Below are 14,224 nucleotides of genomic sequence, written 5' to 3' on the forward strand. Positions count from 1 at the left end.
ACGAAAACGCTGGAAATCAATTATTTTATTAAAAAAATGCAGAATAATATCGTTCGTATGATATTAAATATTACATTTGCCTTATTATAAATTATTATTACAATTACAATGCGTACAGGTACAGTTAAATTTTTCAATGAGTCAAAAGGTTACGGATTCATTACAGACGAAGAAACAGGAAAAGACATTTTTGTTCACGCTTCAGGAATCAACGCAGAAGAATTACGCGAAGGTGACAGAGTAAGTTACGAAGAAGAAGAAGGAAGAAAAGGAAAAGTTGCTGCGAAAGTAGCAGTTATCTAATATTTTTTTTACTTAAGAATGTTTAAACGTTTCGAATTTTTTCGGGACGTTTTTTTTTGGTTTAAACCGAAAGGATTGTGACCTAAATACAATCTATTTTAGTTATTTATAATGAATAAAAATTAGAACTTTAGGCTGAATCTGATAGTACTAAATTCAAACTTCCTCTTGTGTTTTAAATCCTTGAAACCTATCTTTGTTGCTTATTTAGTTTAAAAAAACAATTATTATGCAATCTGATCAATTAAATTATATTCCTATTTTAATGCAATTCATCCTAGCGGTTGGGTTTGTTGTTGGAACTATATTAGTTTCGGGTAAATTAGGCCCAAAAAGATCTTCGGAAAATAAAGACAAAAATTTTGAGTCTGGTATCGAATCGATCGGAAACGCTCGAATTCCTTTCTCAGTTAAGTATTTTCTAGTTGCGATCCTTTTTGTCCTTTTTGATATCGAAGTTATTTTTCTGTATCCATGGGCAATTAATTTCAAAGAGCTTGGAATGGAAGGAATGATTAAAATGGTTGTTTTCATGTCTTTATTGCTTGTTGGTTTTTTCTACATTATCAAGAAGAAAGCTTTAGAGTGGGAATAAAAAATAGTTTAAATATTGAAATGTAAAATTAAGATAGCATTCTTAACAGATACAAATTCAAAATTTACAATTCAAAATAATAGAAATGATGAGTGATTCAAGTGTAAATATGGTTGCCGCTCCGGAAGGTGTTGCTGGTGAAGGATTTTTTGCTACAAAATTGAACGATGTTGTTGGTTTGGCTCGCGCTAATTCGCTTTGGCCGTTGCCTTTCGCAACTTCTTGTTGCGGAATTGAATTTATGGCAACAATGGCATCACACTATGATTTGGCGCGATTCGGTTCTGAGCGAGTGAGTTTTTCTCCTCGTCAGGCGGATATGTTGCTAGTTATGGGAACTATTTCTAAAAAAATGGCGCCAATCTTACGTCAAGTATACGAGCAGATGGCAGAGCCTAAATGGGTTATTGCTGTAGGTGCTTGTGCTTCTTCAGGAGGTATATTTGATACATATTCTGTATTGCAAGGTATCGATAAGGTGATTCCAGTAGATGTTTATGTTCCTGGATGTCCTCCAAGACCAGAGCAAATTGTGGATGGGGTGATGAAACTACAAGAACTAGTGAAAACAGAATCAGTAAGAAGAAGAAGTTCTCCAGAGTACAAAGAATTATTAGCTTCTTATAATATCAAATAAAATGGCATTAGAAAATACAGCTATACAAGATAAATTAGTAGCCACTTTTGGTGACGCAGTGTATAACTTTCAACAAGAACGAGATATTTTCTCTTTTGAGATGAATGCGGCGCAAAATACGGCGGTTATCTTATTCTTGAAAAACGATCCTGATTTGCGTTTTCACTTCTTAACAGATTTATGTGGTATTCATTACCCTGACAGTGACGTTAATGAGCAATTCGCAGTAGTGTACCATTTGCACAATTGGTATGAAAATAAGCGAATCAAAATTAAGGCGTTTTTAAATGGTGAGAAACCAGAAATTAAAACTATATCAAATATATTCTTAAGTTCAAATTGGATGGAAAGAGAAACATTTGATTTTTATGGTGTTGATTTTATTGGACACCCACAATTAAAACGTATCTTAAACATGGATGAAATGATTTCTCATCCCATGCGTAAAGAGTTTCCAATGGAAGACGGAGGACGTACAGACAAGGACGACCGTTTCTTTGGAAGAACAGTAGACAATTGCTAAAAAAACAATATATAATTTTTCACATTCTATAAATGTCAGAACTATTATTACCACCAGAGCATCGCTATGCTAAAATAATGAAGGAGAGACTTAATGAGGATGGAAGCGAGCTTTCTATCTTGAATTTAGGTCCAACTCACCCTGCTACACACGGTATTTTTCAAAATATCTTGCTGATGGATGGGGAGCGAATTCTAGAGGCTGAACCAACCATTGGTTATATCCACCGTGCTTTTGAAAAAATTGCTGAGAATCGTCCTTTTTACCAAATTACGCCACTTACTGACCGTATGAACTATTGTTCGTCTCCTATAAATAATATGGGATGGTGGATGACATTAGAGAAATTGTTAAATATTGAAGTGCCAAAACGTGCTCAGTATTTAAGAGTAATCGTAATGGAATTAGCGCGTATAACGGATCACTTAATTTGTAACTCGATTTTAGGAGTTGATACTGGTGCTTATACTGGTTTTCTTTATGTTTTTCAATTTAGAGAAAAGGTATATGAAATCTATGAAGAAATTTGTGGTGCTCGTTTGACTACGAACATGGGAAGAATTGGTGGTTTTGAAAGAGACTGGTCTCCAAAAGCATTTGAATTATTAAATACTTTTTTAGAAGAGTTTCCAGTTGCTTGGAAAGAGTTCGAAAACTTATTTGAAAGAAATAGAATTTTCATTGATAGAACGGTTAATGTAGGAGCAATAACTGCTGAGCAAGCTATGGCTTATGGCTTTACGGGTCCTAACTTACGTGCTGCCGGTGTTGATTACGATGTGCGTGTAGCGCAGCCATACAGTTCATACGAAGACTTTGAATTTAGTGTTCCAGTTGGAAAATCAGGAGATACTTACGATCGTTTTTGCGTTCGTAATGCTGAAGTTTGGGAAAGTATAAGCATCATCCGTCAAGCTTTGGCTAAAATGCCAGAAGGAAACGAATACCATGCAAATGTTCCTGACTACTATCTTCCTCCAAAAGAAGATGTGTACACGAATATGGAGTCCTTAATTTACCATTTCAAAATTGTAATGGGTGAGGTTCCAGTTCCGGTAGCTGAGATTTACCATCCTGTTGAAGGCGGAAACGGTGAATTAGGTTTTTACCTAGTTACAGATGGTAGTAGAACTCCTTATAGATTACATTTTAGAAGACCTTGTTTTATTTATTACCAAGCCTATCCTGAAATGATCAAAGGAGCATTATTATCAGATGCTATTGTGATTTTATCAAGTTTGAATGTTATCGCAGGAGAATTAGACGCTTAAAAATTTTAGATTGCAGATTTAAAAGAAAATGGAAAGAACACAGCACAAACAAGAAATAAATATGACCGAAGCATTGATGAATCGCATCAATGAATTGATTAGTCATTATCCTGAAGATAAAAGAAAATCAGCTTTATTACCCGTTTTACACGAGGTTCAAGATGCACATGACAATTGGTTAAGTGTTGAATTGATGGATAAAGTGGCCGAAATTCTGCATATTTTACCAATCGAAGTTTACGAAGTAGCTACTTTTTATACAATGTATAACTTGAAGCCAGTAGGGAAGTTCATGTTTGAATTTTGCCAAACTTCGCCATGTTGCTTAAACGGTACCGAAGATTTAATGGATTATACCTGCGAAAAATTGGGTGTTAAAATAGGCGAAACTACTGCTGACGGACTTTTTGAAGTAAGAGGTGTGGAGTGCTTAGGTGCTTGTGGTTATGCTCCAATGATGCAGTTAGGTGATTTTTACAAAGAACACCTTACTAAAGATAAAATCGATCAGTTAATTACTGATTGTAGAGATAATAAAATAATATTACACGATAAATAAGATGTCAAAAAAAATATTATTAGATAAAATCAATGTTCCAGGGATTAAGACCTACGAAGTGTACCGCAAAAATGGCGGTTATGCATCTGTGGAAAAAGCTTTGAAAGCGATGTCTCCAGACGAAGTGGTGGAAGAAGTGAAAAAATCAGGACTTCGTGGTCGTGGTGGAGCGGGTTTCCCTGCAGGAATGAAATGGAGTTTTATCGATAAAAAATCAGGAAAACCACGTCATTTAGTTTGTAATGCTGATGAGTCTGAGCCAGGAACGTTCAAGGATCGTTATTTGATGGAATTTATTCCGCATTTATTGATCGAAGGGATGATTACTTCTAGCTTTGCCTTGGGAGCAAACCTATCGTATATCTACATTCGTGGAGAATACATGTGGGTTTATAAAATACTTGAAAGAGCAATTGCTGAGGCAAAGGCGGCTGGTTTCCTAGGAAAAAATATATTAGGTTCAGGTTTCGATCTAGAACTATACGTTCATTGTGGTGCCGGTGCTTACATTTGTGGTGAAGAAACTGCTTTGATTGAATCATTGGAAGGAAAAAGAGGAAACCCTCGTATCAAGCCACCATTCCCTGCAGTGTCAGGATTGTGGGCGAATCCAACCGTGGTAAACAATGTAGAAACAATTGCTTCAGTGCCATGGATTGTGAACAATTCAGGTGATGATTATGCAAAAATCGGAATTGGAAGGTCTACAGGAACCAAATTAATTTCAGCTTCTGGAAATATTAAAAACCCAGGTGTCTACGAAATTGAATTAGGTCTTAGCGTAGATGAGTTCATGAATTCGGATGAATATTTAGGAGGAATGAGTACTACTAGACCTTTGAAAGCATTAGTGCCAGGAGGATCTTCAGTACCTATTTTACCTGCTGATTTAATTTTTAAAACAGCAAATGGTGAAGATCGTTTAATGACCTATGAATCTTTAAGTGATGGTGGTTTCGCTACTGGATCGATGTTAGGTTCAGGAGGATTTATTGTATACGATGACACGGCTTGTATTGTTAGAAATACGTGGAACTTCTCTCGTTTCTACCACCATGAGTCTTGCGGGCAATGTACGCCATGTCGTGAAGGAACAGGATGGTTAGAAAAAGTATTACACCGAATCGAAACTGGTTTTGGCCGTGAAGAAGATATTGATTTGCTATGGAGCATTCAGTCAAAAATCGAAGGAAATACGATTTGTCCTTTAGGAGATGCCGCATCATGGCCAGTGGCAGCAGCTATTCGTCATTTTAGAGAAGAATTTGAATATCATGTTCGTTTTCCTGAGAGAATAAAAAATAGAGATCACTTTGTTGCGGAGCCTTTTAGTAGTCTTAAAGTTTCAAAGTCCCAAGTCTAAAAGTAGGCGCAATGGGTAAGTTCAACTCTTTTGAAGAAATTAATTCTTGGCAAAAAGCAAGGGTATTTAATAAGTCAATTTATGAAATAACCGAGAATTCAAATTTCAGAAAAGATTTTGATTTAGTTAGACAAATTAGAAGAGCATCCATTTCAATTTCATCCAATATTGCGGAAGGATTTGAAAGAAATACAGATAAAGAATTTATATATTTTTTATATGTCGCTAAAGCCTCGGCAGGAGAAGTAAGATCTCAGTTGTATTTAGCACTAGATTTGAATTATATTTCGGTTACCGAATTCGATGCATTATATTTGAATATCACCGAAATATCAAAATTATTAAGCGGGTTTATAAAATATTTAGGAATCAGTCAGAAAATTTAAGGTATATAGACTTTAAGACTTTAGACATTAAGACGTTAAGACTTAGAATATATGAAAGTAACAATAGACGGTCAAGCAATTGAGGTAGAACCAGGAACAACGATTCTACAAGCAGCGCGTATGATTGGTGGTGAATCAGTACCGCCAGCAATGTGCTATTATTCTAAACTAAAAGGGAGCGGTGGAAAATGCCGTTGTTGTTTAGTAGAAGTTGCAAAAGGAAGTGAAGCTGATCCTCGCCCAATGCCAAAACTGATGGCTTCTTGTGTAACAGGATGCATGGACGGGATGGAAGTGAATAGCAAGGATTCTGATAGAGTACGTGAAGCAAGACAATCGGTAACGGAGTTTTTGTTGATTAATCACCCTCTGGATTGTCCTATTTGTGACCAAGCTGGAGAGTGTGATTTGCAAGATTTAAGCTTTGAGCACGGGAAATCTAAAACTCGTTTTATAGAAGAAAAACGAACTTTTGAACCAGAAGATATTGGTCCGAATATTCAACTACACATGAACCGTTGCATTTTATGTCAGCGTTGTGTGCAAGTTGCTGATCAATTGACTGATAATAGAGTGCACGGAGTATTAGATCGTGGTGATCACGCTAATATTTCGACTTGTATCTCTAAAGCAATTGATAATGAGTTTTCAGGAAATATGATTGATGTATGTCCTGTAGGAGCTTTGACAGATAAAACATTCCGTTTCAAATCAAGAGTTTGGTTCAACAAACCATTCAATGCTCACAGAGAATGCACAACGCCAGGATGTTGCGGAAAAACAACCGTATGGATGTTTGGAAACGAAATTCAGCGTGTGACAGGAAGAAAAGATGTGTATCACGAAGTAGAAGAATTCATTTGTAATTCTTGTCGTTTTGATCACAAAGAAGTGACTGATTGGGTCATTGAAGGACCAAGAAAATTCGACAAAGACTCGGTTATCAACCAAAATAATTATACTAGAGAATTAGATACTGTTCAGATAGCTACCGAAGAAGGAATTTTGAAAGGTAGAGAGCAAGACCGTAAAAAAATTAGTATGCCTGCGTTCCCTTTAAGCAAGGAACAAGAGGAAAATTTTAAACAAGGTAATATTTAATCAATGGATAGTACAATTATAATAGAAAAGAGTGTAATCATTTTAGTCGTTTTTGCGGTTACGATGCTTATGGCTATGTACTCTACGCTTGCCGAAAGGAAAATTGCGGCTTGGCTTCAAGATCGTATTGGTCCAAACAGAGCAGGTAAAGGAGGGATTTTACAGCCATTGGCTGATGGTTTGAAATTATTCTCAAAAGAAGAATTTGAACCGAATACACCAAACAAGTTTTTGTTTTATACGGGTCCCGCGATTGCCATGAGTACGGCCTTGATGACCAGTGCTGTAATTCCTTGGGGAGATAAATTTCATTTATTTGGTAAAGATATCGTTTTGCAAGTGTCAGATATTGACAATGCTTTATTGTACATCTTTGCTATTTTATCTATTGGGGTTTATGGGATCATGATTGGTGGATGGGCATCTAATAATAAATTTTCATTGATGGGAGCGGTACGTGCAGCATCTCAAATGGTGTCTTATGAAGTTGCCATGGGATTATCGATGATTGCTTTATTAATGATGACTGGGACCTTGAGTTTGAGAGAAATTGCGGCGCAACAATCAGGAATGCATTGGAATGTTTTTTACCAACCGCTTTCCTTTTTTATCTTTTTAATTTGTGCTTTCGCAGAAACGAATAGAACACCCTTTGACTTAGCGGAATGCGAAAGTGAATTAATTGGTGGATACCATACGGAATATTCTTCTATGAAAATGGGATTCTACCTATTTGCTGAATATGCTAATATGTTCATTTCTTCGACTATTTTAGCGGTTCTTTTCTTTGGAGCTTACAATTATCCAGGAATGGCTTGGGCAGTTGAAAACTGGGGAGTAAATATTGCGAATATTATAGGTATTGCAGCTTTATTTGCTAAGCTTTGTTTTTTCATCTTTTTCTATATGTGGGTACGATGGACTATTCCAAGATTTAGATACGATCAATTGATGCATTTAGGATGGAGAGTATTGATTCCGCTATCGATCTTAAATATCATTATCACGGGTATTGTAATTTTAAGAGCAGAGATTTTTGCTTTCTTGGGATTGTAAATCGAAGCAGTAGAAAAGTTAAATTGATTTAGAAGGCACTAGCCCTGATAGCAGCGGCATCCTTTTAGCCTGATTTTTATCAGGATAAAAGATAAAGCGGATAGCAGGATTAGCTACAAATAAAAATTAAAAAGATGTCATTAGAAACCATATCCTTATCGGGAAGAAAAAAGCAAGTCTCTAATAAAGAGATGACCTTTTTAGAGCGTTTATACATTGTTGCGATTGTAAAAGGTTTGATGATTACCATCAAGCATTTATTTACTAGAAAAGTTACGATTCAGTATCCAGAGCAAGTGCGTGTGATGAGTCCAGTGTATCGTGGTCAGCACATGTTGAAGCGTGATGAGCAAGGAAGAGAAAACTGTACGGCTTGTGGGCTTTGTGCGTTATCTTGTCCTGCTGAAGCGATTACAATGAAAGCAGAAGAGCGTAAACCAGACGAAAAGCATTTGTATAGAGAAGAGAAATATGCTTCGATTTATGAGATTAACATGTTGCGTTGTATTTTTTGCGGATTGTGCGAAGAGGCTTGTCCAAAAGACGCGATTTATTTGACTACTTCGAAAGTATTGGTTCCTTCAAGTTATGAAAGAGAAGATTTTATTTTTGGAAAAGATAGATTAGTAATGCCTTTAGATATGGCTATTAAAAACGCTCAACTTAAAAACGCTAACTAATGTCTACGATACTTATAATTTTTTGTTTTTTATCAGCTATTACATTGGCAACTGCATTTTTGACCATTTTTAGTAGAAATCCCATTCACAGTGCATTGTACTTAGTAATTTGTTTTTTCTCGATTGCGGGTCATTACTTATTATTGAACTCGCAGTTTTTAGCGATTGTACATATTATCGTTTATTCAGGAGCGATTATGATTTTATTCTTGTTTACGATCATGTTAATGAACTTGAATAAGGAAAACGAAGTGCACAAGCCAAGAATTACTCGTTTAGGTGCTATTGTTTCTTTTTGTTTGATATCAGTAGTTTTGATCTTGATCTTTATTAACTCTAAGCCTATCGCCGGAGAATATATAGGAACAGGTGAGGATTACCAATCTATAAAAGTTTTAGGACATGTATTGTTGAACGAATACATGGTTCCGTTTGAGTTTGCATCCATATTATTATTGGTTGCGATGATAGGAGTTGTACTTATGTCTAAGAAAGAAAAAACAGAGAAATAAAATGAATAATATTTTAAATGAAATAGGCATTGAGAACTATATCTTCCTTTCTGTAATACTTTTTTGTATTGGAGTTTTTGGAGTATTGTACCGCAGAAATGCTATCATCGTATTTATGTCAATCGAAATTATGTTGAATGCAGTTAACTTATTGTTTGTTGCCTTTTCAACGTATCATCAGGATGCACAGGGACAAGTTTTTGTGTTTTTCTCTATGGCTGTTGCCGCTGCCGAAGTAGCTGTGGGATTAGCGATACTGGTTTCGATCTTTAGAAATTTAGGTTCGATCGATATTAATAAATTAAAAAACTTAAAAGGATAAACTATAATGAATACAAATTTAGCTTTACTCTTATTATTAGCTCCTTTTTTAGGATTTTTATTTAATATTTTCTTCGGAAAAAGTATTGGAAAAACAGCGTCAGGAGTTCTTGGAACTTTAATGGTTGCTGTGTCGTTTGCTGTTACACTTTATTTCTTTAGTGCTATATCGTCTTCTAAGGAAGCGATCCAAATTCAGGTATTCGACTGGATTCAAATTAGTGGTTTTAAAGTAGATTTTGGTTTCTTGTTAGATCAACTTTCTATTTTATGGTTGCTGTTTGTAACCGGAATTGGTTCTTTGATCCATTTGTACTCGATTAGCTACATGCATGACGATGAAAACATGCACAAGTTTTTTGCTTACTTAAACTTGTTTATCTTTTTTATGATTACGCTTGTTATAGGTAGCAACTTATTAGTTTTATTCATCGGTTGGGAAGGTGTAGGACTTTGTTCGTACTTGCTAATTGGTTTTTGGCATAAAAATCAAGACTTTAATGATGCGGCTAAAAAGGCTTTCATCATGAATAGAATAGGTGATTTAGGATTATTGATCGGGATTTTTATCCTTGGTTCAATGTTCTCTACTTTAGATTACGCTACTTTAAAAACGGCTATCGCTGGAACAGCTAATATAGACCTTGGTTTACTATCGCTTGCTGCCTTTTGTTTGTTCATTGGTGCTTGTGGTAAATCAGCACAAATTCCGTTGTACACTTGGTTGCCAGATGCGATGGCAGGTCCAACGCCAGTATCTGCGTTAATTCACGCGGCTACCATGGTAACTGCTGGTATATTCATGATCACTAGATTGAACTTTATTTTTGATTTAGCTCCAGAGGTACAAAATATCATCGCTATCGTTGGTGCAGTTACATCACTTGTTGCTGCGACTATTGCACTAGTGCAAACCGATATTAAAAAAGTATTAGCCTATTCAACAGTTTCACAATTGGGACTAATGTTTTTAGCATTAGGATTGGGAGCTTATGAAGTTGCTGTTTTTCACGTAATCACGCACGCTTTCTTCAAAGCTTGTTTGTTCTTGGGTTCAGGGTCAGTGATTCACGCTTTACATGGAGAACAAGACATGCGTAATATGGGAGGATTGAAAAAAGTAATGGGTGTTACGTTTATTACCTTTTTAATATCATCACTTGCTATCTCCGGGATTCCTCCGTTTTCAGGATTTTTCTCAAAAGACGAAATTTTAATGGTTGCTTTTGAACATAATATTGTTTTATGGGTAATCGCCTCTTTAGCATCGTTAATGACTGCTTTTTATATGTTCCGTTTGTTGTACTTAACGTTCTTTAATGATTTCCGTGGTACTGCTGAGCAAAAAAGTCATTTACATGAGAGTCCTGCATTAATTACTTTCCCTTTAATTGTTTTGGCAATTTTAGCTGCGGTGGGTGGTTTGATTAGTTTCCCAACGAATAGTTGGTTGAGTGGTTATTTAGCTCCCTTGTTTAAAGAAGTAGCTTCAGAGGGTCATCATTTTGGAACACAAGAATATACGCTTATGGCTATTGCTGTAATAGGTGGATTAGTAGGAATAGGAATTGCATTTAGTAAATACATAAAACAAAATCAAGTGCCTGCTTCCGATTCAGAGATCAATGGTTTTGCAAAAGTACTTTACAATAAATATTATGTTGATGAAGTGTACAATGCTATATTTGTTAAAACGACCAACAGCTTGTCAGTTTTCTTTAGAGATTATGTCGAAACAGCATTATCTTCTTTAGTTTTCGGATTTGGAAAAGTAACCAATGAAATAGGTTATCAAGGAAAAAAAATACAAACAGGAAGTATCGGTTTTTATCTTTTTGTATTTGTTTTGGGAATGTGTGCCATATTAACCTATTTATTTATAGCTCAATAATTTTATACCATGAACGTATCTCTAATATTAATTATACTTTTAGTTGGCGCATTTGCAACTTATTTAGCTGGTGATAAACTAGCTTCAAAAGTAGCATTACTTTTTGGCCTTGGTGCATTAGCAACTACCATTGTATTATTAAACAATTTTAACGCTGGGGAAAACATAAGTGTCTTGAACCAATGGATTAATAAACCACAAGTTTCAATTGCGCTTACCGCAGATGGATTATCATTAGCTATGTTGTTGTTGACAACAGCTTTGACGGCAATTATTATTTTTACTTCTTTCGAGAATGTCTATAAAAATGCGAAAGCGTTTTATGCGTTGATCTTGTTCATGGCATTCGCTATGGCGGGAACTTTCTTAGCTACTGATGGGTTGTTGTATTACATCTTTTGGGAATTAGCATTAATACCAATTTATTTCATCGCTTTGATTTGGGGTAATGGTGATGCCGAAGAGCGTAAGAATGCAGTAATTAAGTTTTTCATCTATACGCTAGCAGGATCCTTATTTATGTTGATCGCTTTTGTGTATTTATATCAAAAAGCAGGATCGTTTTTAATTAAAGATTTGTATGCTGTAGAATTAACAAGAACAGAACAATTTTGGATTTTCTGGGCTTTCTTCTTAGCGTATGCTATTAAAATTCCGTTGATTCCTTTTCATACTTGGCAAGCGAAAGTATACCAAAAAGCGCCAGCTGTTGGAACGATGCTTTTGTCAGGGATTATGTTGAAAATGGGATTGTATAGTGTAATTCGTTGGCAGTTGCCAATTGCTCCATTAGCGGCTAAAACCTACATTCCTGTACTATTAGGACTAGGGATTGCAGGAGTGATTTACGGATCGATAGTAGCTTTAAGACAAAAAGATTTAAAGAAACTGTTAGCTTACTCTTCACTTGCTCACGTAGGATTGATTGCCGCAGGTGCTTACACCTTAACGCTTGATGGATTACGTGGTGCTGTTTTACAAATGATCGCGCACGGTTTTGTAGTTGTAGGTCTGTTTTTTATTGCAGACATTATTTACAGAAGATATGAAACTAGAGTTATTGAAGAAATGGGAGGGATACGTACACAAGCTCCAAAATTCGCTTCCTTATTTTTAATATTGGTATTGGCTTCAGTGGCATTGCCAACTACTTTTAACTTTGTTGGAGAATTTACCGTTTTATATAGTTTGTCTTTAATTAATGTATGGTATGCTGTATTAGGTGGAACGACAATTATATTAGGAGCTTACTATATGCTTAAAATGTACCAACATGTGATGTTAGGAGAAACTAATGTAAAAGTTTTCGCAGATGTTAGCTTCAAAGAAGGTGTAGCTTTGGTAAGTATTATTGCTGTATTGTTCTTCTTTGGGATGTATCCAAAGCCAATCACAGACTTGATTACGCCAAGTTTAGAAAGTATTTTAAATCAAATTAACAGAATTAACTAGTCAAATAAAAAAATGAATACATTAATAGCTATAATAGGATTAGGTGTTTTATGCCTTTTATTTGAAATATTTAACCTTAGAAAGGGAATTGTTCCAATAACTGTAATTGGTTTATTGGCGGTTCTAGGTTTGGATATATCTGAATTTAATTCTCCAGATTCTTATTACAATAACATGATTGTGGTAAGTAAATTTTCATCTGCTTTTTCAGCATTGTTTATCATCTTAACTATTTTTCTTGTTACGTTAAGTCACAAGTTTTACGAAAATCATCAGTCTAAATTATCAGATTATATCGCCATTAAGATTTTCTTGTTAGCGGGAGCTGTAGCGATGGTCTCTTTCGGGAATCTAGCGATGTTCTTTTTAGGATTAGAAGTACTTTCGATTGCTTTGTATGTATTAGCTTCAAGTAATAGAGCAAGTATAAAAAGTAATGAGGCGGGATTGAAATACTTTTTGATGGGATCATTTGCCTCAGGAATTATTCTATTTGGAATTTGTTTGATTTACGGTGCCATTGGTAGTTTTGATGTGGTAGATATTAGTGATCTATCTCGTTCAGCTGAGTTGCCTGTATGGTTTCCAATAGGGATTGCCTTGCTTACAATAGGTATGTTATTTAAAATAGCAGCTGTTCCTTTTCATTTTTGGGCACCGGACGTTTACGAAGGTTCTCCTGCATTGACCACCGCTTTAATGAGTACACTAGCTAAAGTAGTTTCTATGGCTACTTTATTTAAATTGTTAACAGTGGTAAATGCTGACTTGTCACCATCGTTCCAAACAGTGATTGTGATTGTTTCGATAGCCTCGATGACGGTGGGTAATATTATGGCATTGCGTCAAGTAAATGTTAAGCGAATGCTTGCGTTCTCAGGAATATCGCACGCAGGATTTATGTTAATGACAATTTTGAGCATTACTAATGCTGCTGGAAGTTTATTATATTATACATCAGCTTATGCTTTAGCTGGTATGGCTGCATTTAGTGTTGTTTTATACGTTTGCAAAAATAATGAAAACGAGGATATTACTAACTTTCATGGTCTAGGAAAAACGAATCCTTTGTTAGCTGCAATTTTAACAGGCTCATTGTTATCAATGGCAGGTATTCCTATTTTTGCTGGTTTCTTTGCGAAATTGTTTTTGTTTGATGAAATGATTCAGTCTGGTTTTATAACCTTAGTTATCATAGCCGTTATCAACTCTATCATAAGTGTAGGTTACTATTTTAAATTGATAGTAGCTATGTACAATAAAGAATCTAACGAGGAACGAACAGGTACGCCTTTTGTTATCTATGCGGTAGCAATTGTAGCTTTAGCATTAAACATAGCGTTAGGTTTATTTCCATCGTTTGTATTGGATTTATTGGCTTAAGACTAAACCTTTCAATATATAGTAAACCATCAAGAGTGATTTTGATGGTTTTTTTTTTAAAAGGAGTTGTTGTTGGTTGAGCTTAGGTATATTAAAAGTATGGTATACTGTTATTTTTTGATGTGTTAATTTAAATGTTCGCTTGTCTTCTTGGATTTCAAAATCTTAATAAAACATTAAAAGGACTTACT

The 14,224-nt window shown here is 35.3% G+C and carries 16 protein-coding genes; all 16 read left to right on the forward strand.

The window, feature by feature from the left end; translation table 11 throughout:
- The first annotated feature begins 108 nt into the window (after positions 1 to 108).
- A complete protein-coding gene (locus ACZ2G0_RS04550; RefSeq protein ID WP_007137066.1) occupies positions 109 to 303 on the forward strand; it encodes a cold-shock protein in 195 nt (64 codons plus the stop codon).
- A gap of 229 nt (positions 304 to 532) precedes the next feature.
- Positions 533 to 898 carry an NADH-quinone oxidoreductase subunit A gene (locus tag ACZ2G0_RS04555; protein ID WP_300288001.1) on the forward strand — a complete coding sequence of 122 codons (366 nt, stop codon included), beginning with the start codon at positions 533 to 535 and terminating at the stop codon, positions 896 to 898.
- A gap of 88 nt (positions 899 to 986) precedes the next feature.
- Positions 987 to 1,535 (forward strand): NADH-quinone oxidoreductase subunit B, encoded by a 549-nt coding sequence (locus tag ACZ2G0_RS04560; protein ID WP_300288014.1) that lies wholly within the window; start codon positions 987 to 989, stop codon positions 1,533 to 1,535.
- 1 nt (position 1,536) lies between these two features.
- A complete protein-coding gene (locus ACZ2G0_RS04565) occupies positions 1,537 to 2,058 on the forward strand; it encodes an NADH-quinone oxidoreductase subunit C (RefSeq protein ID WP_300288002.1) in 522 nt (173 codons plus the stop codon).
- A 32-nt stretch (positions 2,059 to 2,090) separates the two neighbouring features.
- Positions 2,091 to 3,329, forward strand: coding sequence for an NADH-quinone oxidoreductase subunit D (locus tag ACZ2G0_RS04570; RefSeq protein ID WP_470309201.1), 1,239 nt, complete (start codon positions 2,091 to 2,093; stop codon positions 3,327 to 3,329).
- Between the two features lie 28 nt (positions 3,330 to 3,357).
- The gene (locus tag ACZ2G0_RS04575) at positions 3,358 to 3,888 is read left to right on the forward strand and encodes an NADH-quinone oxidoreductase subunit NuoE family protein (protein ID WP_470309202.1); all 531 of its coding nucleotides are present in this window, start codon (positions 3,358 to 3,360) and stop codon (positions 3,886 to 3,888) included.
- A gap of 1 nt (position 3,889) precedes the next feature.
- Positions 3,890 to 5,251 (forward strand): NADH-quinone oxidoreductase subunit NuoF, encoded by a 1,362-nt coding sequence (gene nuoF / locus ACZ2G0_RS04580; RefSeq protein WP_470309203.1) that lies wholly within the window; start codon positions 3,890 to 3,892, stop codon positions 5,249 to 5,251.
- 11 nt (positions 5,252 to 5,262) lie between these two features.
- Complete coding sequence (locus ACZ2G0_RS04585; RefSeq protein ID WP_300288007.1) at positions 5,263 to 5,637, forward strand: four helix bundle protein; 375 nt, start codon at positions 5,263 to 5,265, stop codon at positions 5,635 to 5,637.
- A gap of 51 nt (positions 5,638 to 5,688) precedes the next feature.
- Positions 5,689 to 6,738, forward strand: a complete 1,050-nt coding sequence (locus ACZ2G0_RS04590; protein WP_300288008.1) for an NADH-quinone oxidoreductase subunit G — start codon at positions 5,689 to 5,691, stop codon at positions 6,736 to 6,738.
- Between the two features lie 3 nt (positions 6,739 to 6,741).
- Positions 6,742 to 7,794, forward strand: coding sequence for an NADH-quinone oxidoreductase subunit NuoH (gene nuoH, locus ACZ2G0_RS04595; RefSeq protein WP_300288009.1), 1,053 nt, complete (start codon positions 6,742 to 6,744; stop codon positions 7,792 to 7,794).
- 134 nt (positions 7,795 to 7,928) lie between these two features.
- Positions 7,929 to 8,474, forward strand: a complete 546-nt coding sequence (locus tag ACZ2G0_RS04600) for a NuoI/complex I 23 kDa subunit family protein (RefSeq protein ID WP_300288010.1) — start codon at positions 7,929 to 7,931, stop codon at positions 8,472 to 8,474.
- The gene (locus tag ACZ2G0_RS04605; protein ID WP_300288011.1) at positions 8,474 to 8,986 is read left to right on the forward strand and encodes an NADH-quinone oxidoreductase subunit J family protein; all 513 of its coding nucleotides are present in this window, start codon (positions 8,474 to 8,476) and stop codon (positions 8,984 to 8,986) included. The genes ACZ2G0_RS04600 and ACZ2G0_RS04605 overlap by 1 nt, the downstream gene beginning before the upstream one ends.
- A 1-nt stretch (position 8,987) precedes the next feature.
- On the forward strand, positions 8,988 to 9,308 hold the full coding sequence (gene nuoK / locus ACZ2G0_RS04610; RefSeq protein WP_300288012.1) for an NADH-quinone oxidoreductase subunit NuoK: 321 nt from the start codon (positions 8,988 to 8,990) through the stop codon (positions 9,306 to 9,308).
- Positions 9,309 to 9,314: 6 nt separating this feature from the next.
- Positions 9,315 to 11,198 (forward strand): NADH-quinone oxidoreductase subunit L, encoded by a 1,884-nt coding sequence (nuoL, locus tag ACZ2G0_RS04615; RefSeq protein ID WP_470309204.1) that lies wholly within the window; start codon positions 9,315 to 9,317, stop codon positions 11,196 to 11,198.
- 9 nt (positions 11,199 to 11,207) lie between these two features.
- Positions 11,208 to 12,650 carry a complex I subunit 4 family protein gene (locus ACZ2G0_RS04620; RefSeq protein ID WP_470309205.1) on the forward strand — a complete coding sequence of 481 codons (1,443 nt, stop codon included), beginning with the start codon at positions 11,208 to 11,210 and terminating at the stop codon, positions 12,648 to 12,650.
- A 12-nt stretch (positions 12,651 to 12,662) separates the two neighbouring features.
- Positions 12,663 to 14,033, forward strand: a complete 1,371-nt coding sequence (locus tag ACZ2G0_RS04625; RefSeq protein ID WP_470309206.1) for an NADH-quinone oxidoreductase subunit N — start codon at positions 12,663 to 12,665, stop codon at positions 14,031 to 14,033.
- The last annotated feature ends 191 nt before the right edge of the window (positions 14,034 to 14,224 follow it).

The sequence above is a fragment of the Flavobacterium sp. KKT103 genome, from assembly GCF_055640565.1.

What these genes read in the sequence shown, in the direction of transcription:
- ACZ2G0_RS04575 (WP_470309202.1), top strand. Translation starts at nt 3,358, where the DNA reads ATGGAAAGAACACAGCACAAACAAGAAATAAATATGACCGAAGCATTG.
- nuoH (WP_300288009.1), top strand. Translation starts at nt 6,742, where the DNA reads ATGGATAGTACAATTATAATAGAAAAGAGTGTAATCATTTTAGTCGTT.
- ACZ2G0_RS04570 (WP_470309201.1), top strand. Translation starts at nt 2,091, where the DNA reads ATGTCAGAACTATTATTACCACCAGAGCATCGCTATGCTAAAATAATG.
- ACZ2G0_RS04585 (WP_300288007.1), top strand. Translation starts at nt 5,263, where the DNA reads ATGGGTAAGTTCAACTCTTTTGAAGAAATTAATTCTTGGCAAAAAGCA.
- ACZ2G0_RS04590 (WP_300288008.1), top strand. Translation starts at nt 5,689, where the DNA reads ATGAAAGTAACAATAGACGGTCAAGCAATTGAGGTAGAACCAGGAACA.
- nuoF (WP_470309203.1), top strand. Translation starts at nt 3,890, where the DNA reads ATGTCAAAAAAAATATTATTAGATAAAATCAATGTTCCAGGGATTAAG.
- ACZ2G0_RS04550 (WP_007137066.1), top strand. Translation starts at nt 109, where the DNA reads ATGCGTACAGGTACAGTTAAATTTTTCAATGAGTCAAAAGGTTACGGA.
- nuoL (WP_470309204.1), top strand. Translation starts at nt 9,315, where the DNA reads ATGAATACAAATTTAGCTTTACTCTTATTATTAGCTCCTTTTTTAGGA.
- ACZ2G0_RS04620 (WP_470309205.1), top strand. Translation starts at nt 11,208, where the DNA reads ATGAACGTATCTCTAATATTAATTATACTTTTAGTTGGCGCATTTGCA.
- nuoK (WP_300288012.1), top strand. Translation starts at nt 8,988, where the DNA reads ATGAATAATATTTTAAATGAAATAGGCATTGAGAACTATATCTTCCTT.
- ACZ2G0_RS04600 (WP_300288010.1), top strand. Translation starts at nt 7,929, where the DNA reads ATGTCATTAGAAACCATATCCTTATCGGGAAGAAAAAAGCAAGTCTCT.
- ACZ2G0_RS04560 (WP_300288014.1), top strand. Translation starts at nt 987, where the DNA reads ATGAGTGATTCAAGTGTAAATATGGTTGCCGCTCCGGAAGGTGTTGCT.
- ACZ2G0_RS04605 (WP_300288011.1), top strand. Translation starts at nt 8,474, where the DNA reads ATGTCTACGATACTTATAATTTTTTGTTTTTTATCAGCTATTACATTG.
- ACZ2G0_RS04625 (WP_470309206.1), top strand. Translation starts at nt 12,663, where the DNA reads ATGAATACATTAATAGCTATAATAGGATTAGGTGTTTTATGCCTTTTA.
- ACZ2G0_RS04565 (WP_300288002.1), top strand. Translation starts at nt 1,537, where the DNA reads ATGGCATTAGAAAATACAGCTATACAAGATAAATTAGTAGCCACTTTT.
- ACZ2G0_RS04555 (WP_300288001.1), top strand. Translation starts at nt 533, where the DNA reads ATGCAATCTGATCAATTAAATTATATTCCTATTTTAATGCAATTCATC.